Origin of the sequence: Salipiger mangrovisoli (assembly GCF_015223355.1) — a bacterium.
GTDB classification, from domain to species: Bacteria; Pseudomonadota; Alphaproteobacteria; order Rhodobacterales; family Rhodobacteraceae; genus Salipiger; species Salipiger mangrovisoli.
In genome coordinates this window covers 187,047-208,031 of record NZ_JADFFK010000004.1, presented here as the reverse complement: position 1 = coordinate 208,031, position 20,985 = coordinate 187,047, and the positions used below count along the sequence as shown (strand labels likewise).

Annotated in this window: 17 protein-coding genes and 2 tRNA genes; 10 read left to right on the top strand and 9 right to left on the bottom strand. The window is 65.1% G+C overall.

Features of this window, described 5'->3' with window-relative positions; all coding sequences use genetic code 11:
• Nucleotides 1-140 precede the first annotated feature (140 nt).
• Nucleotides 141-962: an autoinducer binding domain-containing protein gene (locus tag IQ782_RS07465; RefSeq protein ID WP_194133992.1), complete on the top strand. Its 822-nt coding sequence runs from the start codon at nucleotides 141-143 to the stop codon at nucleotides 960-962.
• A 377-nt stretch (nucleotides 963-1,339) separates the two neighbouring features.
• Here IQ782_RS07465 and rimO read toward each other — a convergent pair whose 3' ends face one another.
• From rimO to IQ782_RS07450, 3 genes are all read right to left on the bottom strand, one after another.
• Nucleotides 1,340-2,713, bottom strand: coding sequence for a 30S ribosomal protein S12 methylthiotransferase RimO (gene rimO, locus IQ782_RS07460; RefSeq protein WP_194133991.1), 1,374 nt, complete (start codon nucleotides 2,711-2,713; stop codon nucleotides 1,340-1,342).
• 214 nt (nucleotides 2,714-2,927) lie between these two features.
• Complete coding sequence (locus tag IQ782_RS07455) at nucleotides 2,928-4,709, bottom strand: SLC13 family permease (protein ID WP_194133990.1); 1,782 nt, start codon at nucleotides 4,707-4,709, stop codon at nucleotides 2,928-2,930.
• A gap of 157 nt (nucleotides 4,710-4,866) precedes the next feature.
• The gene (locus tag IQ782_RS07450) at nucleotides 4,867-5,472 is read right to left on the bottom strand and encodes a GcrA family cell cycle regulator (RefSeq protein WP_194133989.1); all 606 of its coding nucleotides are present in this window, start codon (nucleotides 5,470-5,472) and stop codon (nucleotides 4,867-4,869) included.
• Between the two features lie 123 nt (nucleotides 5,473-5,595).
• Between IQ782_RS07450 and IQ782_RS07445 the strand changes: the two genes are divergently transcribed.
• Entirely contained in the window at nucleotides 5,596-6,405 is an 810-nt protein-coding gene (locus tag IQ782_RS07445) for an ABC transporter permease (protein ID WP_194133988.1), read from the top strand.
• A 79-nt stretch (nucleotides 6,406-6,484) separates the two neighbouring features.
• Here the strand turns inward: IQ782_RS07445 and IQ782_RS07440 are convergent, their stop codons facing one another.
• Genes IQ782_RS07440 through dapF form a run of 4 tightly spaced genes read right to left on the bottom strand, consistent with a single transcriptional unit; the run spans nucleotide 6,485 to nucleotide 9,952 of the window.
• On the bottom strand, nucleotides 6,485-7,189 hold the full coding sequence (locus IQ782_RS07440) for a CDP-alcohol phosphatidyltransferase family protein (protein ID WP_194133987.1): 705 nt from the start codon (nucleotides 7,187-7,189) through the stop codon (nucleotides 6,485-6,487).
• A gap of 39 nt (nucleotides 7,190-7,228) precedes the next feature.
• Nucleotides 7,229-7,855: an FMN-binding negative transcriptional regulator gene (locus IQ782_RS07435; protein WP_194133986.1), complete on the bottom strand. Its 627-nt coding sequence runs from the start codon at nucleotides 7,853-7,855 to the stop codon at nucleotides 7,229-7,231.
• A gap of 4 nt (nucleotides 7,856-7,859) precedes the next feature.
• On the bottom strand, nucleotides 7,860-9,122 hold the full coding sequence (gene mtaB / locus IQ782_RS07430) for a tRNA (N(6)-L-threonylcarbamoyladenosine(37)-C(2))-methylthiotransferase MtaB (RefSeq protein ID WP_194133985.1): 1,263 nt from the start codon (nucleotides 9,120-9,122) through the stop codon (nucleotides 7,860-7,862).
• Entirely contained in the window at nucleotides 9,119-9,952 is an 834-nt protein-coding gene (gene dapF / locus IQ782_RS07425) for a diaminopimelate epimerase (protein WP_194133984.1), read from the bottom strand. Before dapF ends, mtaB begins: the two co-directional genes overlap by 4 nt.
• A gap of 179 nt (nucleotides 9,953-10,131) precedes the next feature.
• On the opposite strand from dapF, the gene IQ782_RS07420 reads away from it, so the two are divergent.
• Nucleotides 10,132-10,207 (top strand) — tRNA-Lys (locus IQ782_RS07420).
• Nucleotides 10,208-10,230: 23 nt separating this feature from the next.
• A tRNA-Lys gene (locus IQ782_RS07415) sits at nucleotides 10,231-10,306 on the top strand.
• Between the two features lie 238 nt (nucleotides 10,307-10,544).
• Here the strand turns inward: IQ782_RS07415 and IQ782_RS07410 are convergent.
• Both IQ782_RS07410 and IQ782_RS07405 read right to left on the bottom strand, forming a co-directional pair.
• A complete protein-coding gene (locus IQ782_RS07410) occupies nucleotides 10,545-12,023 on the bottom strand; it encodes an O-antigen ligase family protein (protein ID WP_194133983.1) in 1,479 nt (492 codons plus the stop codon).
• A 199-nt stretch (nucleotides 12,024-12,222) separates the two neighbouring features.
• The gene (locus IQ782_RS07405) at nucleotides 12,223-13,152 is read right to left on the bottom strand and encodes an oligosaccharide flippase family protein (RefSeq protein WP_194133982.1); all 930 of its coding nucleotides are present in this window, start codon (nucleotides 13,150-13,152) and stop codon (nucleotides 12,223-12,225) included.
• Nucleotides 13,153-13,475: 323 nt separating this feature from the next.
• Between IQ782_RS07405 and IQ782_RS07400 the strand changes: the two genes are divergently transcribed.
• From IQ782_RS07400 to IQ782_RS07375, 6 genes are all read left to right on the top strand, one after another.
• Nucleotides 13,476-14,642 (top strand): GumC domain-containing protein, encoded by a 1,167-nt coding sequence (locus tag IQ782_RS07400; RefSeq protein WP_194133981.1) that lies wholly within the window; start codon nucleotides 13,476-13,478, stop codon nucleotides 14,640-14,642.
• 62 nt (nucleotides 14,643-14,704) lie between these two features.
• Complete coding sequence (locus IQ782_RS07395) at nucleotides 14,705-15,949, top strand: glycosyltransferase (protein ID WP_194133980.1); 1,245 nt, start codon at nucleotides 14,705-14,707, stop codon at nucleotides 15,947-15,949.
• Nucleotides 15,950-16,189: 240 nt separating this feature from the next.
• On the top strand, nucleotides 16,190-16,471 hold the full coding sequence (locus tag IQ782_RS07390) for a hypothetical protein (protein WP_194133979.1): 282 nt from the start codon (nucleotides 16,190-16,192) through the stop codon (nucleotides 16,469-16,471).
• Between the two features lie 581 nt (nucleotides 16,472-17,052).
• Nucleotides 17,053-18,042 carry a UDP-glucuronic acid decarboxylase family protein gene (locus IQ782_RS07385; RefSeq protein WP_194133978.1) on the top strand — a complete coding sequence of 330 codons (990 nt, stop codon included), beginning with the start codon at nucleotides 17,053-17,055 and terminating at the stop codon, nucleotides 18,040-18,042.
• Nucleotides 18,043-18,135: 93 nt separating this feature from the next.
• Nucleotides 18,136-19,293 (top strand): pectate lyase family protein, encoded by a 1,158-nt coding sequence (locus IQ782_RS07380; protein ID WP_194133977.1) that lies wholly within the window; start codon nucleotides 18,136-18,138, stop codon nucleotides 19,291-19,293.
• 457 nt (nucleotides 19,294-19,750) lie between these two features.
• Nucleotides 19,751-20,965, top strand: a complete 1,215-nt coding sequence (locus IQ782_RS07375; RefSeq protein WP_194133976.1) for a sugar transferase — start codon at nucleotides 19,751-19,753, stop codon at nucleotides 20,963-20,965.
• The last annotated feature ends 20 nt before the right edge of the window (nucleotides 20,966-20,985 follow it).

The window sequence follows — 20,985 nt, the reverse complement described above, 5'->3', positions numbered from 1 at the left end:
AAACTCCGGGTCTTGTCCGACTATGCGCCGGTCTGTGATCGGGTCATGAGCGGGAGGTGGCGTGATGGACCAGGCTGGGACAGGGCTTGCCGAAGCCACCGGGGTGGTGCGGCCCAATGCGCTGGGCGCGGAGCCAGACCGTGGCTGAACCGTCGCAGGCCCCGCTGCCTGCCGCGTGCCACGTCCCCGAGCTTCTGCAGTGGTTTCTTGCCCGGCTCGAGGCAACCCGCGGGTCCGAGGATGTCTGGCGGCTGTTCATCCGCTTGGGCCAGAAGCTCGATCTTCCCTACGTCGATTACGTCACCGCAAGGCCGGGCAGTGCGCAGGCGCTGTCGCTGCGCGCCTCCTACGATGCGGGCTGGCTCCGCGGGCATGCGGCCGAAGGGTCCGTCGGCCGCTGGAGCTATCTCTGGGGTCACGCCGCCGAGCGGCTTACGCCCATCGCCGTGGGGGTCGAATTCCTGGAAGAATACCATCCGTTGCCCGAGGCGCGGGTCGCGGTGCTGAAGGAGGCGGCACGGCGCGGGATGCGGGCCGGCTTCAGCATCCCCCTGCGCCAGAGCGCTCCGCCACGGGTCGGCCAACTCAGCTTCGCCGGCGGCCATTCCCGGCGCGAGATGCTGGCCATCATCCACGCGCATGGCTGGACCCTGAACGTCGCGGCGCTGTCGGGGCATCAGCGCTTCGTGGCGCTCTTCGCGCAGGAATTTCCCGAGCGGAACCAGATTACCGAAAAGCAGCTCGAACTGCTGGCCATGATCGGGGCGGGCCTGCAGGACAAGCAGATCGCGGAGCGGCTGGTGATATCGGTCTCGGCGGTGCGCCACCGGCTCGAGGCGCTGTCGGAGCGGACCGGCCGTGCATCGCGCACCGAACTTGCGGCGCTGGCCATGGCTCTGGGGGTATTGCCCGATCCGAAGGCCGACGCGGCGTCTTCTCCGGACGATCCGCTGTTGTTCTGAAGCCCGAAAAAAGGATGCTCCCGGTGGTCCGGGAGCATCGACGCGATTTGAAATCCACAGGCAAAGTCATTTTTCTCCGAAGAGGCAAATGTCATATGCGCATGAAAGGTGAATTTCAGTCTGGCGAAAAAGCCTTCCCCCTCTGCGCGGCCCATGCCGCTGGAACTCGAAACAGTCTGAGCCCCCTCCGCATTGGCCCAATGGCGCGATTATACCACGGATCGCGCGGCGGAGCGTTGTGCGGTGTGGCCGCGGCGGAGCGTGTCGACGGGCCCGGCGCGGCTGATTTGTGTCAGCGGCGTCGGCGCCCTGTCGGAATCGACATCTGTACAGACGCGCGTCCCTGCGCGAGGTGCGGCGGGCCGAGTCGCGACTCGTCAGTCCGCGGCGATGAGTCGGCCCCAGAGGTCGTATTCCCCGGCCTCGTCGACCTCGACGGTGACCATGTCGCCGGGCTTGAGATGCTCGAAACCCTCGTCGATGAACAGGTTGCCGTCGATTTCCGGCGCATCGGCCTTGGTGCGGCAGGTGGCAGCCTCCTCGTCGACCTCGTCGACCAGCACCTGCATCCGGGTGCCGACCTTGGCCTCGAGCTTGGCTTCCGAGATCGCCTGCGCCTTTTCCATGAAGCGCTCCCAGCGCTCCTGCTTGACCTCTTCCGGCACGTGGTCCGGCAGGGCGTTCGAGCGCGCGCCGTCGACGTTCTCGTACTTGAAGCAGCCGATCCGGTCGAGCTGCGCCTCGTCCATCCAGTCGAGCAGCGTCTGGAACTCGGCCTCGGTCTCGCCGGGGTAGCCGACGATGAAGGTCGAGCGCAGCACGATCTCGGGGCAGTCGGCGCGCCAGGCGGCGATCTCGTCAAGCGTGCGCGCGGCGGCGGCGGGGCGCGCCATGCGCTTCAGCGTCTCGGGATGGGCGTGCTGGAAGGGGATGTCGAGATAGGGCAGGATCAGCCCCTCGGCCATCATCGGGATCATCTCGCGCACATGCGGGTAGGGGTAGACATAATGCATCCGCACCCAGGCGCCGAGTTGGCCCAGCTCGCGCGACAGCGACAGGATCGGGAACTTCTCGTCGCGGTCCTTCCAGTCGGTGCCATAGGCCGAGGTGTCCTGAGAGATCACCAGCAGCTCCTTCACCCCCGCCTCGACCAGCTTCTCGGCCTCGCGCACGACGGCGCGCTGCGGGCGCGAGGTGAGCAGGCCGCGCATGTCCGGGATGATGCAGAACTTGCACTTGTGGTTACAGCCCTCGGCGATCTTGAGGTAGCTGTAGTGCCGCGGCGTGAGCTTCACGCCCGAGGCCGGCAGCAGGTCGACGAAGGGATCGGGGGAGGGCGGCACGGCGCCATGCACCGCGTCGAGCACCTGCTCGTACTGGTGCGGGCCGGTCACCGCCAGAACCTTGGGGTGCACGCCGGTGATGTACTCGGGTTCCGCGCCGAGACAGCCGGTGACGATGACCCGGCCGTTCTCCTTAAGCGCCTCGCCGATCGCCTCGAGGCTCTCGGCCTTGGCGCTGTCGAGGAAGCCGCAGGTGTTGACGATCACCGCGTCGGCGCCCGAGTAGTCGGCCGAGATGCCGTAGCCCTCGGCGCGCAGCCGGGTGAGGATACGCTCGCTGTCGACCAGCGCTTTCGGGCAGCCAAGCGAGACCATGCCGATGGTCGGCTGGCCATCGCGGCGGGTTTCCGTGACGCGGGCGCGGGCAAGGTCGGGGCGAAGATCGGGCGGATTCTGCATGGGCGGCATATACGCGCTCTCGCGCCGTCCGGAAAGGGCGGTTGCACAGGCCGCGTCAAACAGCGCCTCGGCGCCCGTGGCACCGGCAGGAGGGGCGTATTTGGAAAGAGAAGAAGCGGCAGCGGCGTGCGCAACTTCTTCTTCTCTTTTCAAATACGCAGGGGGTGAGGCGCGCAGCGCCGAGGGGGCATGGCCCCCTTCTTCAGGTCTTCATGGCGCAAGTTCAGCCGAGCAGCCAGAGGATCCCGGCGCAGGCGGCGAGGGCTGCCACGAGGTTCATCGCGAGGCCGATCTTCAGGAAGTCGGAGAATCGGTAGTTGCCCGCACCGTAGACAAGCGTGTTGGTCTGGTAGCCGATGGGCGTGGCGAAGCTTGCCGAGGCACCGAACATGACCGCCATGGTCAGCGCGCGCGGGTCAAGCCCGGTGCTCTCGGCGAGGCCGATCGCGATCGGGGTGAAGACCACGGCGACGGCGTTGTTGGTCACCGTCTCGGTGAGCAGCGAGGCGAGCAGGTAGACCGCCAGCAATGCGAAAAACGGCGGCAGGCCGGAGATCGGCGGCGCCAGCCAGTCCACCAGCAGGTCCATAGCGCCGGTGTTCTGCAGGCCGATACCGACCACAAGCATGGCGAAGATCAGCACCAGCACCGACCCGTCCACCGCGCCCCAGGCCTCGTCCGCATCGATGCAGCGCAGCAGCAGGATCGCGGCGACGGCGAGGATCGAGAGCGTGGCGATGTCCATCAGCCCGAACGCGGCCAGACCGACCACCGCCGCGAGCGCGGCGAGCACCAGCGGCGCGCGGCCGCGGCGGAAGGCGCGGCCGGTGGGGCGACTTACCGACACCAGCTGGGCCTCTTCCTCGAGCGTCTGGAAGGCGGTGGCCGGCCCTTCCAGCAGCAGCTTGTCCGCCGGGCGCAGGCGCACCGATCCGAGATCCGGGCCGGGGTTGTGCTCGTGGCGATGCGCGCCGAGCACGCGCACGCCGAAGCGCCGGCCGAGCGACATGCTGCGCAGGCTGCGCCCCAGCGAGGACTTGCGCGGCGAGACGACCACCTCGACGGTCACCAGCTCGCCCTCGGGCGGCTCGCCGCGGCGCAGCCCGATCTTCAGCCCCGGATCGGCGTGCAGAGTCAGCAGCTCGGAGGTCGGCGCGCGCAGGATCACCGTGTCGCCCTTTTCCAGCACCTGCTCCTCGAGCGGGGAGGACAGCGGCGCGCCCTTGCGCCGCAGCCCGGTCACCCGCACGCCGCTGCGGCTCAGCGGCGCGATCTCGGCCAGCGGCCTGCCGGAATGGGTCTCGTCGGTGAGCACCGCTTCCGACAGGAAGGTGGTCTCGCCCAGCATCTGTTCGGGATCGCTGGCTTCGCGGTCGGGCAGCAGCAGCGGGCCGAGCAGGGCGAGCGTGAGTCCGCCCGCCAGCGCCACCAGCAGACCAACCGGGGTGATCTCGAAGATGCCGAAGGGGTCGAGCCCCTGTCCGCGGGCCACGCCGTCGACCAGCAGGTTGGTCGAGGTGCCGATCAACGTGCAGGTGCCCCCGAGGATGGCCACGTAGCTGAGCGGGATCAGCAGCCGCGTCGGGGCCTTGCCGAGCGCGGCGGAGAGGCGGATCACCACCGGGATCAGCACCAGCACGACCGGTGTGTTGTTGACAAAGCCGGAGGCCAGCAGGGTCACCGCCATGATCACGCCGAGCGCCACGCCCGGACGCTCCTGCGCCTGGGAGATCACCAGATCGGAGATCGCTTCGAGCACGCCGGTACGCACCAGGGCGCCCGAGAGCACGAACATCGCCGCAATGGTCAGCGGGGCCGGGTTCGAGAACACCGAGAGCAGCTCGTCGGGACCGACGTAACCGAGCGCGACGAAAAGCGCTGCCAGCCCCGCGGCGGGCACCTCCGGGGGGTAGAGTTCCAGCATGAACAGCGCGAAGAGGCCGACGATCAGCCCCAGAGCGATGAGTGCATCATGTTCGGCGATCAGGGAAAGCGCTTGCGTCATGGGAGTCCACTCTGGTGTCTTCCACAACGCTGGAACTCTGGCTCTGGTTGCGCAACCCCCTGCCGTTGCGCAAGAAAATTCTCAGCGCTCGAGGGCGGGCAAAGACAAAGCCGCCCGTGCCTGGGGCACGGGCGGCTCTGATTTTGCTGCGGCGGGCTCAGCGGCGCCGATCGCGGCGCGAAGACATCGGCTGGAAGGCCACGCCCACATGTGCCTCGCAATAGGGTTTGCCCTGCTGCACGGGCAGACCGCAGAACCAGAAGTCGTCGGTCGCCGGGTCGCCGACGGGCCATTTGCAGGTCCGCTCGGTGAGGTCCATCAGCGACAGCTTCTTGGCCTTCTTCTCGATCTCGTTGACCTTGGCCAGCGCCTCGGGGCTGATCTCGTTGGCCGAGGGCTGCGGCGGCAGCGGCTGTCCCGCGGGCACGATCGGCTTGCGCGAGGGGCCGAGCGGGGCCGGGCGCGTCTCGACCGCGGTGGCGGTCTCACGCGCGGGTTCCGGGGCCGCCGCCGGCTCCGCCTTGGGGGCGGGTTTGGGCTTGGCCTCTTTTGCGGCGGGCTTGGCTTCCTTGACCGGCGCCGCCGGTGCGGCAGGGGCCGCGCCGCCCGCCGGTGCGGCGCGGTTCGACAGGCCGAGCCGGTGCACCTTGCCAATCACCGCGTTGCGGGTCACGCCGCCAAGTTCCTTGGCGATCTGGCTGGCCGACTGGCCCTCGGCCCACATCTTCTTGAGAAGCTCGACGCGCTCATCCGTCCAGGACATGTCCGATCCTTGCTTGAGAAAAAGCGGCCCGAGATACAGGGCCGCCTGAAAATTCCATCAGGGGGCCTATTGTAGTCATGAACTGCCGAGTTACAAGCCGGACCCAAAGGGAAAGGAGACCTTATGGACAGCCAAACCCGCTATGAGCCCGGGGCACGCCGTTTCGGTGCCGTGAACTGGCTCGGCCTTGCCACGCTCTGCCGCCGGGAAACCCAGCGTTTTCTTGCGGTCTGGACCCAGACCCTGCTGGCGCCGCTGGTCACCGCGGGACTGTTTCTGATGATCTTCACCATCGCGATAGGCCCGAGCCGCGGCGATGTCATGGGTGTGCCCTTCACCCGCTTCATCGCGCCGGGCATCTTGATGATGACGGTCATCCAGAACGCCTTTGCCAACACCTCCTCGTCGATCGTGATCTCGAAGGTGCAGGGCAATATCGTCGACACGCTGATGCCGCCGCTGGCACCTTTCGAACTGGTGATCGGCTATCTCGCGGGCGGAATCGCGCGCGGACTGGTGGTGGCCTGCGCGATCCTGCTGGGGCTCTGGGCGACCACCGGCCTGGTGCCGGCGCATCCGCTGATCGTGCTGGGCTTCGTCCTGCTCGGCGGTACCTTCCTCTCGGCGGTGGGCATCGTGGCGGGGCTTTTTGCCAATAAGTTCGACCAGATGGCGGCGATCACCAATTTCATCGTCACCCCCTTGGCCTTCCTGTCGGGCACCTTCTACTCGGTCGAGGCGCTGCCGCGCGGGCTCTACGAGATCACCCATTTCAACCCGGTCTTCTACCTGATCGACGGGGCGCGCTACGGGGTGCTGGGGGTGTCGGATGCAAGCCCGGCGCTCGGGGCGGCGGTGGCGATCCTTGCCACGCTGGTGGTCTCGCTTATGGCCTGGGGGCTGTTCCGCACCGGCTGGCGTCTCAAGGCCTGACCGTTGCGGAAGAGGGGGCCTTCCGCCCCCTCGGCGCTGCGCGCCTCACCCCCGAGGATATTTGCACCTAGAAGAAGGCTCAGGCGCGCTCGAGGGCGGACTTGGGCAGGATCTGCTGGGCGACGCCGGCGAAGAGCAGGTAGAGCGAGGTGAGCACGAGGCCCCAGTGCGCCCAGCTTTCCGGGTGGAAATCGACCCAGGCCGCCCAGCCGGCGAAGAAGGTCCAGGCCAGCGCGATGGGCAGCGACAGAGCCCGCCAGCGCTCGGTGCGCACCGGGTGGATGAACTTCAGCGGCAGGAACATGGCCACCGCAAGCAGGGTCACCAGCGCCAGGATCACCCAGAAGTTCGGCTGCAACGCGAAGAGCACCAGGACCAGCATGTTCCAGCAGCCCGGAAAGCCGTGGAAGGAGTTGTCGGAGGTCTTCATCCGGCTGTCGGCAAAATACATGGCCGAGGCGAAGGTGATGATGATGATCGCGATCCAGCCGGTCCAGCCGGGCAGCAGCCCCGAGTGGAACAGCGCGAAGGCCGGGATGAAGACATAGGTCAGGTAGTCGATGATCAGGTCGAGCAGCACGCCGTCGAAACGGGGCGAATTGACCTTGACGTCATACTTGCGGGCCAGCGGGCCGTCGATGCCGTCCACGAAGAAGGCCACGACGAGCCAGAGGAACATGATCGACCAGTCTTCCTGCGCGGCGGCAAGCATGGCGAGCATGGCGAAGACCGCGCCGGTGGCGGTCAGCAGGTGAACGATGAGAGCGCGAGTTTTCAGGGTCATGCAGCGTGACATGACGGATCTGCGCGCGCCTTGCAATCGTCACGCCCCGTCGCGCGGCGGATCCTTCATCAGCGTGGCGAGCGTGCCGAGCTCCTGGCCGAAACCCGTCTCGAGCCGCGCGGCAGCGGCGCTGCGCATCTCTTCGGTCTTGTTCTGGGAGAGCTTCCAGGTGCTGTCGATCTCGTCGATGTGCAGGCGGAAGGGCAGGATCATGCGCTGCAGCTTGGCGCGAACGTCCGGGTCCATCTTGTCCATGGACCAGGGGTGCTTGGGCGCGAGCCGGGCCTCGAAGGCGGCGCTCTGTGCGGCGAGCAAAGGGTCGATCTCTTCGGGCGGCAGCGGCTCGAGCCGGCCGATGAGGTGCACGGCGACGTAGTTCCACGTCGGCACCTGGCCGGGATCGCCGTACCAGTCGGGCGAGACGTAGCCGTCAGGGCCGGTCACCGCGAGCCGGGCCGCGATTCCCGCGCGCGCGGCGCGGCAGATCGGATTGGAGCGCACCAGGTGCAGATCCGCGTGGGCGGCATCCTCCGCCAGCAAGAACGGCACATGCGACAGCAGAGGCGCGGCCTCGGTGCTGATTGCCAGCGTGCCGAAGGCCCGGTCGCGCACCAGCGCGAGGCTCTGCGCCTTCTCGGTGCGGCGGAAGATCGGGTTCGGGTGCACCGGGTCAGGCCGCCGTCAGCTGCGTGCCACGGATGCCGGTGATCGTCGCGGTGACAATCGCACCCTCCGTCTGCGGGGCATCGAAGAGCACCTCGGTAAACTGCTCGGTGCGGCCCATCTCGGGGCTTTCCATCAGGATGTGATGGGTGCGGCCGGGCTGCACGGCGAGATGGCGCGCCACGGCGGCATCCCCGGCGGCGCGCAGGCGGGCGGCGCGCTCCTTAATGACATTGCCGTTCACCTTGCTCGGGATGCGCGCGGCAGGGGTGCCGGGACGCGAGGAATAGGGGAAGACGTGCAGCCAGGTCAGGTCGCAATCCTCGACCAGCTTCAGCGAGTTGGCGAAATGCTCCTCGGTCTCGGTCGGGAAGCCGGCGATGATGTCGGCGCCGAAGGTCATCTCGGGGCGCAGCTTGCGCGCCTCCTCGCAGAAGCGGATGGCGTCGTCGCGCAGGTGGCGGCGCTTCATCCGCTTGAGGATGAGGTCATCGCCGTGCTGCAGCGACAGGTGCAGGTGCGGCATCAGGCGCGGCTCGGTGGCGATGGCCTGCATCAGGTTCTCGTCGGCCTCGATGGAATCGATCGAGGAGATGCGCAGGCGCGGCAGGTCGGGGATCAGCCTGAGGATGCGCATCACCAGATCGCCCAAGCGAGGCGTGCCCGGCAGGTCGGCGCCCCAGGAGGTGAGGTCCACCCCGGTCAGCACCACCTCGTTGTAGCCCTGCTGCACCAGCCGCTTGATCTGGTCGACGACCACGCCGGCGGGAACCGAACGGGAATTGCCGCGGCCGTAGGGGATGATGCAGAAGGTGCAGCGGTGATCGCAGCCGTTCTGCACCTGTACGTAGGCGCGGCTGCGGGTGCCGAAGCCGTCGATCAGGTGGCCGGCGGTTTCGGTCACCGACATGATGTCATTGACCATGACGCGCTCGGTTTCGCCGATGAAACCGTTCGACAGCCGCGACCATGTCTCGGGGGCCATCTTCTCGGTGTTGCCGATGACGGCGTCGACCTCGGTCATCGCGGCGAAGCTGTCGGGGTCGATCTGTGCGGCGCAGCCGGTGACGATCACCTTGGCATCTGGGTTCTCGCGGCGCAGGCGGCGGATCTCCTGACGCGCCTTGCGCACGGCCTCGGAGGTCACGGCGCAGGTGTTCACGATGACCGCGTTTTCCATACCGGCCTGCGTGGCCAGATCCTTCATCGCCTCGGTCTCGTAGGCGTTGAGGCGGCAGCCGAGGGTGGTGAACTTGGGTGCGCCGGTCACGAGACCATCTCCAGCCAGTCGTGGGTGAAATGCCCGTCGAAGACATGGGCGGTGGGGCCGGTCATCCAGACGCCATCCTCGCGCCAGTCGACCTGCAGCGTGCCGCCGTCGAGCTCGATGGTCACCTTGCGCCCGGTCAGGCCGCGGCGCGCGGCGGCGATGGCGGTGGCGCAGGAGGACGAGCCCGAGGCCAGCGTGAGGCCCGCGCCGCGCTCCCAGACGCGCATGCGCAGGTGGTCGGGGCCGATCAGGCTGGCGACCTGCACGTTGGTGCGCTGCGGATAGAGCGGGTGATGCTCGTGCGCCGAGCCGAAGGTCATGATGTCGACCGCCTCGGCATCCTCGACGAAGAAGGTGCAATGCGGGTTGCCCATGCCGGTGGCGGTGGGCTTGCCCTCGATCGGCAGCTCCAGCGTGTCCATCTCATGCGCGAGAGGGATCTCGTCCCAGCGCAGCTGCGGCTGGCCCATGTTGACCGAGGTACGCCCGTCGCCGGCGTCACGCGCGAAGAGCGTGCCGCGCTCGGTGGTGAGCGTCAGCGCAGGTTTGCCGGTCTCGTCCATCAGGAAACGCGCGATGCAGCGCGTGGCATTGCCGCAGGCCCCCGCGGTCGAGCCATCGGCGTTGTAGAAGGTCAGATGCGCATCGCCGCTGCCGGGCTCGATGATCGCCAGCTGGTCGAATCCGACGCCGCGGTGTCGGTCGGCGATGGCCATGGCGAGGGCAGGGGTCATGGCGATGGAGCGCGCACGCGCGTCCAGCACGACGAAGTCGTTGCCAAGCCCGTGCATCTTCATGAAGGGCAGAGAGTTTGTGCGCGCGTGTTTCATCCGGGCGCATATACGCCTGTTGACGGAGCGTTTCCAGCCTGCGTTGCGGGGGGCTGCCTTGCCTCTGGCGCATGCACCCGCGGGGCGCGAGCCGGGCAGTCTCGGACAAGTTCGGCAGAAATATCATTTTTCCGCTTGACCCCCCCCGCCACAGTTCCTAGAAGCCGCCCACACACAGTGGGCCGTTAGCTCAGTTGGTAGAGCAACTGACTTTTAATCAGTGGGTCGCAGGTTCGAATCCTGCACGGCTCACCACTGTGTTAAAGTCCCGAGAGAGTGGGCCGTTAGCTCAGTTGGTAGAGCAACTGACTTTTAATCAGTGGGTCGCAGGTTCGAATCCTGCACGGCTCACCACTCTGGAACCTTACCCTGAAAAATCAAGACTTTAGCCTCGCTCTTCGCAGGGGCTACGGGGCTGTTTCGGCGCGAAGCGCTTGATGACGTGGCGGCGAATCCCGCGCGAGATCGTCGCATTCGAATGCAGCCGGCGGGGGCAGGAGAAATTGGCCGCCTCCGAACATTTTCCGCAGAGCTGTCTGGACACCCTTTGGCCGTGAACCATGGTCGCCGCAACCGCGAGGCGCAGAATCGGTCAGGGTGTCTCGATCGGGTAGGGGCCTGTTTCGCGGCGACTGGTGAACGTCAGAGCAGGATGATTGGCGTAGATGCAGCGCACGATCATGTACGATTCCGCAGACAGAGACACCATGTACCAAAGGAATCGCGGGTACGCGTCCTGCAGGAAGGTCATCGCGGCGAGATAGCCGACGAAGCCACCGCAGAACGCGATGAGCCTGCGCGCCATCAACTCGTCTCCGAGGCGACGGGCCAGGGCGGCCCCGCGAAAATAGTTCACCACACCCAACGCGGCGATTCCAAGGAAGACGAGCAGCCCAACCAGCCCTTGTTCGGTCAGGAACTCGAGATAGAGACTGTGAGTGGCCCGGCCCTCGCCCCGGAAGATCAGCCCGTCCTCGAGCGCACCATTCTGATAGTGGGCCTTGAAGTTACCCAGCCCGACGCCGAACCACGGGTTCTGGTTGAACAGGTTGTAGGCGACGGTCCAACTGGCCAGACGGCCCTCTGTACTCTTGTCCTGCGCCTCGCCGGCGGCGGCGGTATCGACGATGCTGGCGAAGCGGTCGATCAAATCGTCGCTGGCCACGATCCCGGCAAGCATCACGACCAGGACGCCGATGGCACCGGCGGCGAGGAACTGCTTGCGGGTGAAGCTGGTGCTCAGGACGATCAACCCCAGCGAAAGCCCAATCAGCGCGCCGCGCGATTCCGTGGCCAGCAGGCCGGCAATCAGCGCGCCGGAGGCCAGTATCCAGAAGATGAGCGTCCCCGGCCGGCGGGCGTTGAGCAGGTGGAACAGCGCCAATGGAATGGTGAAGACCACGATGGCGGCAAAGAAATTCGGATCGAGCAGCATGCCGGAAAAGCGCGACGAGCCATCGGTGATCCGCGAGAATCCGAAAAAGCCGGTGGGCGAGGGGCCGACGACAAGCTGATAGAGCCCCAGGCCGCAGACGATGACAATGGGCAGGGTGGCGGCGAGGGCTACGGTTTCAAAACCGCGCTTGTTGTTCATGAAAGCCAGGGCCAGGATCGCCACCGCGGCTTCCTTGAGGAAATCGATGGAAAGTTCGATGCTCAGGTTCCAGCGCAGCGCATAGATCGCACTCATCAGCTTCATGGCGAAGACGATCAGCAGGCAACAGATCGTCACGCGCGGAATGTAGGGCAGGTCGCGGTAGAGCGCATATCGTGCGGCGAGCAGGAGAAAGAGACCCGGTGCCGTGATCTTGGCCAGGGAGGGGATGCTGAATGCCTCGATCAGGTTGTCCGAGGTGTTGGAGATGACGAGCGCGATCAGCCCTGCGAGCGCGATCATCGGGTACCGGATGCCGACCGCAAAGATCAGCAGCGCGACGGGAAGCGCCATCATCAGCGACGTGCGGTTCGCAAGAACCAAGGTCACCGCCAGCGCAAACAGACCGCTGAGAAGGACGGCCAGCCAGCCGCGCCAGTCGAAGCCCGTGCGGGCGGGAAGGGGCAGATCACTCATTCCGACCTCCTGGGTGCTTCGCGAGCGTCGGGGCGCTCGCTTCTGAAGGCGCCGCGCATTTTTCGGGCGCTACCGAGCAGATCGCGCGAGGCGTGATGCAGCGATACCCAGCCGACCTGATCCCGCCGCATCTGGCCGGGGCGGCTGCTGGCAAAGAACGGAGCGGCGCGCAATGCGTCCTGCGGGTGTCTCGGCGAAGTCATGCGTGTCTCCGCTTCAGGGTGGAGCGATGGCCTGCGCCGATGCCCAACATAGGCAGCGCGAAAGAGCGCAGCGATTGATCGGCGTATTTCGTCAGATCCTCGGACTGGGTCTGCATCTTCAACGTCACCGGGTGCAGCACCGTGCCAGCGAAGGTGACGACGCGCTCGATGGCGAACTCGGGAATTCGGAAGGCGAGGGCATAGGTGCCACGCGCCGCGGGACCGAGAAACGTGCCAACGAGGAATTTGTCGACCAATCGCGGTGTGGCGCTGATGGTTTCGGCTCCGGTCGAGCAAGACCCGCAACCCATCGCGAAGCGCCCGCGCGGCCGGTCTGGCAGGGCGCTGGGCTTCCACGGGCGAATCCAGAACAGCATCAGCGTTGCGACACGCGCACCGGCCAGATAGCTGGCCACCAGCGACCGGGTCCCGAAGCCAGCGATCGCCAGGATGATCGGGGTGAGACCCCTCACGAGCCCCTGTGCCACGTCGGGAAGCAGCTTCTTGCGAAACTTGCGCGCACTGTCGTGCGCCGAGCCGATCGCCTGGATCACCAGTATGACGCAGATCGCGCCGAGCAGCTGTTGGATCTCGGGCGAGTCGAAAAGTCGCGCCGTGGGGACGGCACCGAGCCAGAGCAGGATCGCCATGAGCGAGGCGGCGAGGAGGGCGCAGAAGATCCTCGCGTGGCCGGTCTCCTGGTGCCGGTCCTGGGCCGAGACCAGAGCCGAGCCAAGGCCGATGCTCGACATGATCTCGGAGTAGCCGATGATCGCGAGGCAGATTGCCATCAGCCCGAGGTCGGCGGAATCGACGTAGCGGGCAATGATGATGACCGCGACGAAGTACAGGAGTTTGGTGGGGGAGAGGGCGGGAAAGGCCCAGAACAGGTCCTTGGACGTGGCCTTGTCGGGAGAGAATGCCATGCAGCAGGTCCTCGAAAACATGAGGAAGAAAAATAAAATTCCAGCCAGAGAAAATGCGGCGGCCGGATGCGAGAATCGAGGTCAGTCTACGGTCATCTCGTGCAAGGGCAAAGCGTTAAACCGCTTCGGACGGGCTGCTGCCCAAGATTGCCGCGTTCGGATCTCAAAGAGGCTCACTTGCCCGTGAACTCTTGGGAAACTCTCTCGAATTGTTGCCGCAGGGCAGCATGGGTGCTACAGTTACAAATCGAACGAGAACATTTTTCGTCTAATTTAATTTCTTTTTTGCCGACACCTCAGGGTGTCCATGGATTGGTTATACCGTGAAACGCATCATTCTTGCTATTGTCGTGTTCGGCGCTGTTATCACTCCCCTTCTTTTTGCCATCAAGCAGTCGCACCCGGTTTTCGAGGCGCGATCACTGGTGTCCTTCGCGCTTGGTCGTGAATACGTCTATGTGCCCGACCCGAGCCTCACCGACATTCGGGCGCCGAATCCCGGCAACTTTGAGGGCTTCGTGAACGCCGAGATGCTGCTCTTGGACAACCCGAAGCTGGTGCGCGAAGCGATCGAGAAGGTCGGGCTCAACCGCGTCTATCCGGACATGCCGGACACTGAAGACGGGTTGATCGGGGCGACTATCAGGCTCGACGAAAGCACGATGATCGAGTTGATCACCGGGTCCTACGTGGTCAAGATCTCGGTGTTCCACACCAACCCGGTGATTGCCGCCGAGCTGGTCAACGCGCTGGTCGAGGCTTTCCTCAATCACCGCCGCGTCATGTACACCGAGCGCGAGCTGACCACGATCACCGCGCGCCTCGACAAGGCGCAGCAGGAGGCCGAGGAAATCGAAGGGGCGCTGATCGACCTGCTGGGCGGGCCGGATGCCACGGGCCTTCAGATCGAATACGAGAACGCTGTGCGCGACGAGGTCTCGCTCAACTCGGAACTGCGCGAAGCGCGGCTCAATATGATCTCGCTCCAGCAGCGCAAGTCCTCGCTACAGAACCGGCTCGGATTCGAGGCGGAGGCGCTTGCTGCCGAAACCGAGATCGAGGAAGCGCAGAGCCGCATCACCTATCTTGAGCGAGAGCATCAACAGACCAGGGCGCATATCGCCGACCTGTCCGAGGTGATGCCCAAGGCCCGGCTGCTCCAGGCCCGTCAGCAGGCACAGACCGACCGTATCGCCGAGCTCGATCTGCGGCTGCGGGATGCGCGCGCGGTGGAGGTCTCGGGCTTTGACAACGTGAGGGTGATCGAAGAGGGCACCCCGCCGATCAATCCGGTCAGCATGTCGGAAAATGCCCAGGTCGCCATTGCACTGATCGTCGCCACCATCGCCGCGCTTGCCGCCTTCATGATCGCGACGCTGCTGAGGTCGCGCCCGAAGCGACCCAGCGATGAAGAACTGAATGCGCCGGGGGTGACGGTGATGAAGCAGTCTCCGCGTGGCGATGACCGTCAGGCGCATCTTGCGCGCTGACCAGCCCGCGCGCGGCGGAGTCCTGTCGCGCGCAGACTTTCTCTTTTAAGACGGACTCTCCCATGAAGTCTGCCAAGATTGACCTCCCCGGACATATGCTTGCCGTGGACGCGCCTGCGCCGCTGCGCGTGGGCTACCTGATCGACACGCTGCTCACCGGCGGTGCCGAAAGGCTTGTGCTGACCTTTGCCGAAGCGGTGCGCGGGCGCTCCGACATGAGCTTGACGGTCTTCGTGCTGAGCGATCTGAACACGCCCTTTCTGGAGCGTCTGCGCGCCTCGGGCACCGAGGTCGTGCTGCTGCCGGGCCGCAACCTCGTGGACGCCGGGCGCTTCCGGAGGCTGCTGCGCGCGCTGCGCGAGAAGCGCATCGAATACCTGCATGCGCATCTTGCCTCGGCCAGCACGCTCGGGGCCTATGCCTCGCGGCTGCTCGGTATTCCCTTCATCACCACGATTCACAATGTGAAACCCTCGGTCCGCCGTATCCGTCCCGGTCGGCGCCTGCTGCAGGGACTGGCCATGCGGCTGCCGGGGGTCAACAAGATTGCCGTCGGCGAGGCCGTTGCCGAGGCTGCGGCAGGAGAGATCGGCAGATCGGGGTGCCGGGTTGTTCCCAACGCGGTGTCCGAAACGGTGGTCGCGCCGCCTGCCGCCCGCGCGCGCATGCGCGCCGAACTGGGGCTCTCCGAGGATCAGATCGCCCTGGTTTGCGTCGGGGCGATCATTGGTCAGAAGGCGCATGAGGTGCTACTCGACGCCTTCGCGACGATCCGGGAGCACGCGCCGACCTGCGTTCTGCTGCTGGTCGGCGATGCGCGGGACACCTCGCGCCATGAGGCGCTTCTGGCGCAGGCGCAACGGCTCGGGCTCGGCGAGGACCTGCGGTTCCTCGGGATGCGCGGCGACATTCCCGAGGTGCTCGCAGCGAGCGATATCTTCGTCAGCTCGTCGCATTGGGAAGGGGCACCGGTCTCGCTGCTCGAGGCCATGGCCAACGGCCTGCCGCCTGTGGTCACGGACGTCGGAGAGAATGCGCTGGTGCTCGAGGGAACCGGCGCCATCCTGATCCGGCCGCGCGATCCCGAGGCGTTGGCGCGCGGGGTGATCGAGATGATCGAGACGCCGGGCCTGCGCGCCCGTACGGGTGACGCGGTGCGCGCGCGTGCGCTGGGGCGCTACGGGGTCGCGACATGGGTCGAACGGCTGCTGGCGATCTACGCCGAAACCGGGCGCCGCAAGGATTGGCACTGCCCGCGCGCGGATGTGCCCGTGCCGCGGCTGCAATCCGGGCGAGTGGCGCGGTGACAGGCAGTTCGGTCACGCTTAGGTGCGCGCTTCGGCGCCGGGCCCATAATGGCTTGACGGGTCTTCCGGGCGTTGCGTATCGTCAAGGCATAGTACCGCGTAAAGGGTCTGGCGCGCTCTCTGCTCAGAACCCGAATTTTTGGATTTTGTCCCGAGCTTTTAGGGGGACCTTGTGTCGGCCATCACCGCCAAACCGGTTGAAACGTTCACGGATTTCATCCGACTGTTCAGGAATGGACGATGCCGCTCAACGCATTAGAAAGGAGGCTCCGCATCAAGCGCGGTCAGGGCTCGTCCGACCGCTCGCACATGTCGCCTATGGACAAAAGGGCTGAGCAACCGCCGCGGCGGGACCGTCCCTATCTCCGACAGGCGATCCTCTTAATTACTTGTTCGCTTACCGCAATTTTTTACGCTTGGCTTATTTCTTTCTTCGTTGGTTTCAGTCTTGGGGTCGGCGCCTGGATTGGGATTGCAGCTTTGGGCGCTCTGGCCGGGTTCATTCTTTCGATCATCCTGTGATCGCCTGACCCGAACGTCCCTCTGGCCTCTGTGCGAGGCTGGCGCATTTCCCTCACTCGAGCGCTCCTCGCGAATTCTCCTCCGGCGCAATTGACGCCGCGGCCCAAGGCAATCGGCGATGCAGTAGGAGACGCTGCCCGTGTCGACGCATTCTCTCCCGTCCGGCCCAGAACCCGTTTCCGGGACGCGCCTCTTTGGGTCGGCCGCATATATCGGCGCGCCGAAATGCGGGAAGTTGGTGCTTGTCCACGACCTGTCGCAACATCCGCACCTGGGCTGCAGCAGCCCCAAGGAACCGCATTTCTATTGGCATGATCTGCGCGGCCCGTGCCTGTGCGAGGCTCTTGAGTCCCATCGCGCCAACGTCCCTCCCGGCCCGCACGCCCGAGTTCCTCGGGTTCGCGAACATCGCGTTGGCCTACGCCGACGACACGCTGCTGCAAGAGCCTGTCGGACGCGATCTTGCTGCATTGGACTGGCTGACGCCGGACCCCGTGCAGCCCAAATCCGCCACGGGGGCTGACCTCCCGCGGCACCAGTTTTTTTGACCGAATTGATTTTTATTTTGAAAGGGAAACAACATGTTGAAGCGCAACTACAACAGTCGCAAGCGCATCCTCGTGACTGGCGGCGCCGGATTTCTCGGCTCGCATCTGTGCGACAGGCTGCTGGAAGGTGGGGCGGAGGTTCTGTGCGTCGACAACCTCTTCACCGGCACCAAGCGCAACATCGAGCACCTGCTCGCCAATCCGCGCTTCGAGTTCCTGCGCCATGACGTGACGATCCCGCTCTATGTCGAGGTGGATGAAATCTACAATCTCGCCTGCCCGGCGTCGCCGATCCACTACCAGCACGATCCGGTGCAGACGACCAAGACCTCGGTACATGGCGCGATCAACATGCTCGGGTTGGCGCGGCGGCTGAAGTGTCCCATCCTTCAGGCCTCGACGTCGGAGGTCTACGGCGATGCGCTGGTCAGCCCGCAGGCCGAGGGCTACTGGGGCAACGTGAATCCGATCGGAGTGCGGTCGTGCTACGACGAGGGCAAGCGCTGCGCCGAGACGTTGTTCTTCGATTACAACCGCCAGCATGGCCTGCCGATCAAGGTGGTGCGCATCTTCAACACCTACGGCCCGCGGATGCATCCGCAGGACGGGCGCGTGGTGTCGAACTTCATTCGCCAGGCGCTCTATGACGAGGACATCACCATCTACGGCGACGGCAGCCAGACCCGCTCCTTCTGCTATGTGGATGAGCTGATCGAAGGCATCATCCGGATGATGGGCACCGAAGAGGGCGTCACCGGACCGATTAACCTCGGTAACCCGCAGGAGTGCACCGTCAAGCAGCTGGCAGAGATGATCGTGGCGCAGACCGGCTCGCAATCGCAGTTGGTGTCGCGCGAGCTGCCCAGCGACGATCCGGTGCAGCGCCGTCCCGATATCACCCTGGCGCGCGAGCACCTGGGGTGGAATCCTTCGGTCGACCTGTCGGAGGGCATCGCCAAGACCATCACCTATTTCGAAGGGCTGCTGGGCAAGAAGGCGCGCCAGATGCAGGCCACGACCTGACCTTGGCCGTGCGGGCCGCGTGCCCGCACGAGTCTAATGGTGACCTGGACGCCGCTGCGTCCGGGCGTTGATCCTTTTTCAGGGTAGCAGGCAATGGCCCCCTTTTCGCATATCGGACGCCGCAGTCTCCTGGCGTCGCTTCTGGTGTCCGCCGCTGGCGCGGCCACGCTCCTGCCGCGGGACTCCGCGCGCTCCGAAGAGATGGCTCTTGCCGGTGTGCAAGAGCCGGTCGGCTTTGGCAGCGGCAGTAAAGGTGGTGACGACGGGCGCATGCTTCTGGTGACGAGCCTGGCGGACGACGGGCCGGGCAGCCTTCGCTGGGCGGCGGAGGAGGAGCGTGGACCGCGCATCATTCGCTTCGACATCGGCGGCACGATCGACCTGTCGCACCAACTCGAGATCGGGCCGGATGTGACCCTTGACGGCACGACCGCGCCCGGCGGGATCACGATCACCGGGGGGCGGCTGCGGGTGGTCGGCAGCAATGTGATCATCCGCGGGATGCGCCTGCGCCCGGGCGACGGTCCGGGAGATGCCCCTGACAACCGCGACGGGCTGTCGATCGGTGAGGGACCAAAGCCGATCCGCAACGTACTGGTCGACGGCAACTCGCTGAGCTGGTCGATTGACGAGGCCCTGGCGGTCTGGGGAGACGTCGCGGATGTGACCATCTCGAACAACATCATTTCCGAAGCGCTTGACCAGTCGATGCATCCGAAAGGGCGGCACAGCATGGGGCTGCTCATTGGCGGCGGCGCGGCGAAGCGCATCACCGTGATCGGCAACCTGCTGGCGCACAACCGTCACCGAAATCCGGCCATCAAGGACGGCAGCCAGGACATCGAGTTCATCAATAACCTGATCTACAACTGGGGGCCGAACGGCTTCCAGGGGACGGGGTCGAAGGTCAACATCATCGGCAATGTCTACGTGCCTGGCCCGAACAGCGTCGACCGTCCGCCGTTGCACCTGCAGGACGGCGAGACTCCGGGGCCGAATTTCTACCTGTCGGACACCATCGGCGCCGTGCGCAGCGATGCGGATGTCAGGCTTTCAGATACGCCCGTCTTCGAAGGCAGCAATCCGCCGGTGCGGCCGGCATCCGAGGTCGAGGAGGCGGTTCTCGCAACCGCCGGCGCGCGCCTCCCGGAGCTTGATTCGGTGGACCGGCGTGTGATCGAGGAAGTGCGGAGCCGAAGCGGAGGCATCATCGATTCGCCCCAACAGGTGATCGGCGGCCGAAAGCCCTGAGAGCCGTCTCTGCACACGCCGAGATTGTGTCAAAGTCTCCACTCATCAAGGGGTTGATTGCGGCTCAAGTGGGGCGGATGTGTGGCCAGGGATGACGCTTCGGTAAGAGATGGGTGGATCTATTGTTGCGACAGTGTGCACAGTGTCCGTGCAGTCGGCGCGCGACACGGGCCTGCAAGGCCCTGTTCTTCCGGGTTTGCAGGTATAATGGCAAAAAACAGCTTTGCACCGCCGGTCCATAAAGTTACTATTTTCTTAAGAATGATACGAATTGTTTAACTCACAAAATGTCGTGCTCCCTTATTGGTCAGGGGCACATTGAGGCAGTTTCTAGCCTGAAGTCCGAGCATCGCCGACCTTTTTTAGATCGCCGCGCGTTCATGCGGCTCGTTTTGTATTTTAGCTTTTTGGCCTGGGGTTTCCCCGTGGTTCCTTGAGTTTGCCGAGGATATTTCCGATGGATTTTTCAACCAGCAATGAAATCGAAAAACAGAACACATACAAAGTCATAGACGAAGATTCCTCCTCCCGGTTCAGCAGCTTCAAAACCTCCCACTATCGCGTCGAGCTTCCCTCCAAGGGGACACGAAATACTGTCTTCGCGGCTCAGGCGGTTCCTCAGGCCGCAGCATGGCCGGCTCCGTCCCGACGCCCCGTCTGGCCGCGTCTCTCGGTCGGTTTCCAGCCGCGTTCGCGTCTGCTGTACCGCGCCTACAACTTTACCATCGGCATGACGCTGTTTCTCATGATCCTCCCCCTGTTCCTGGTGATCACTGCGCTTCTGGCCCTCACCCAGGGTGCACCGATTTTCTACCGAGGACCGCGGATCGGCGAGAACGGCGAGCTGTTCGACGTCTACAAGTTCCGCACGCTCGACAGCGCCAAGGCGGCTCAGATCACCAAGGACAAGGTCCTGCCAAAAGGCTCGGGAATCGAAACCCCGATGGGTCTGTTCCTGCGCGAGACCCGTCTCGACGAGATCCCGCAACTGCTGAACGTGATCAAGGGCGACATGAACATGTGCGGCCCGCGCCCCGTGCGTCCCGAGATCGCGGCGCAATACGCGGCCGCGATTCCCAACTACGAACGTCGCTTCCGCGTGAAGCCCGGCATGATCGGCCCGGCTCAGGCCTACATGAGCCATGGCACCTCCAAGGCCATCCGGTCGCGGCTGAACAACAAGCTGTGCGGGACCGATGTCTCTTACCTTGGCGAGATCTCCCTGGTGTTCATCGTCGGAGCCTGCGTGCTGGCGCGAACCGTGGCTCGGGTTGGTGCGTCGGTCTTCGGCAGAAAGACAGAGCGTATCGAGGCGGCACGCGCGCGGGTCTACGACATGCGTTTCGTCTCCGACGATGGTCAGTCACGCGCGGTATTCTGGGTTGATGAGGATCAACTCATCCTCGACCAGGGCAATGTGCTGAACGTCCCTGTGAGCGGGCGTCTGACGATGATCCTGCCGGATGGCCAGACCCGCAGCGCGGCGGTCGAACTCAGCACGATCCAGGCCACTGCGCCGAACGGGCGTGTGCAAGTTGCCTATAAGCCCAAGAGCGAATTCAGCGAGCACATCCTGAGCCGCTACTTGTTCCAGTCGGTCGTCGTACCGCACCGTTCCGAGTTCCTTTCCGCAAGACTGCGCCGGGCGCTCACCCGCTCGCGTGCTGTGTAAAACAGGTCGGGAGTTAGTCC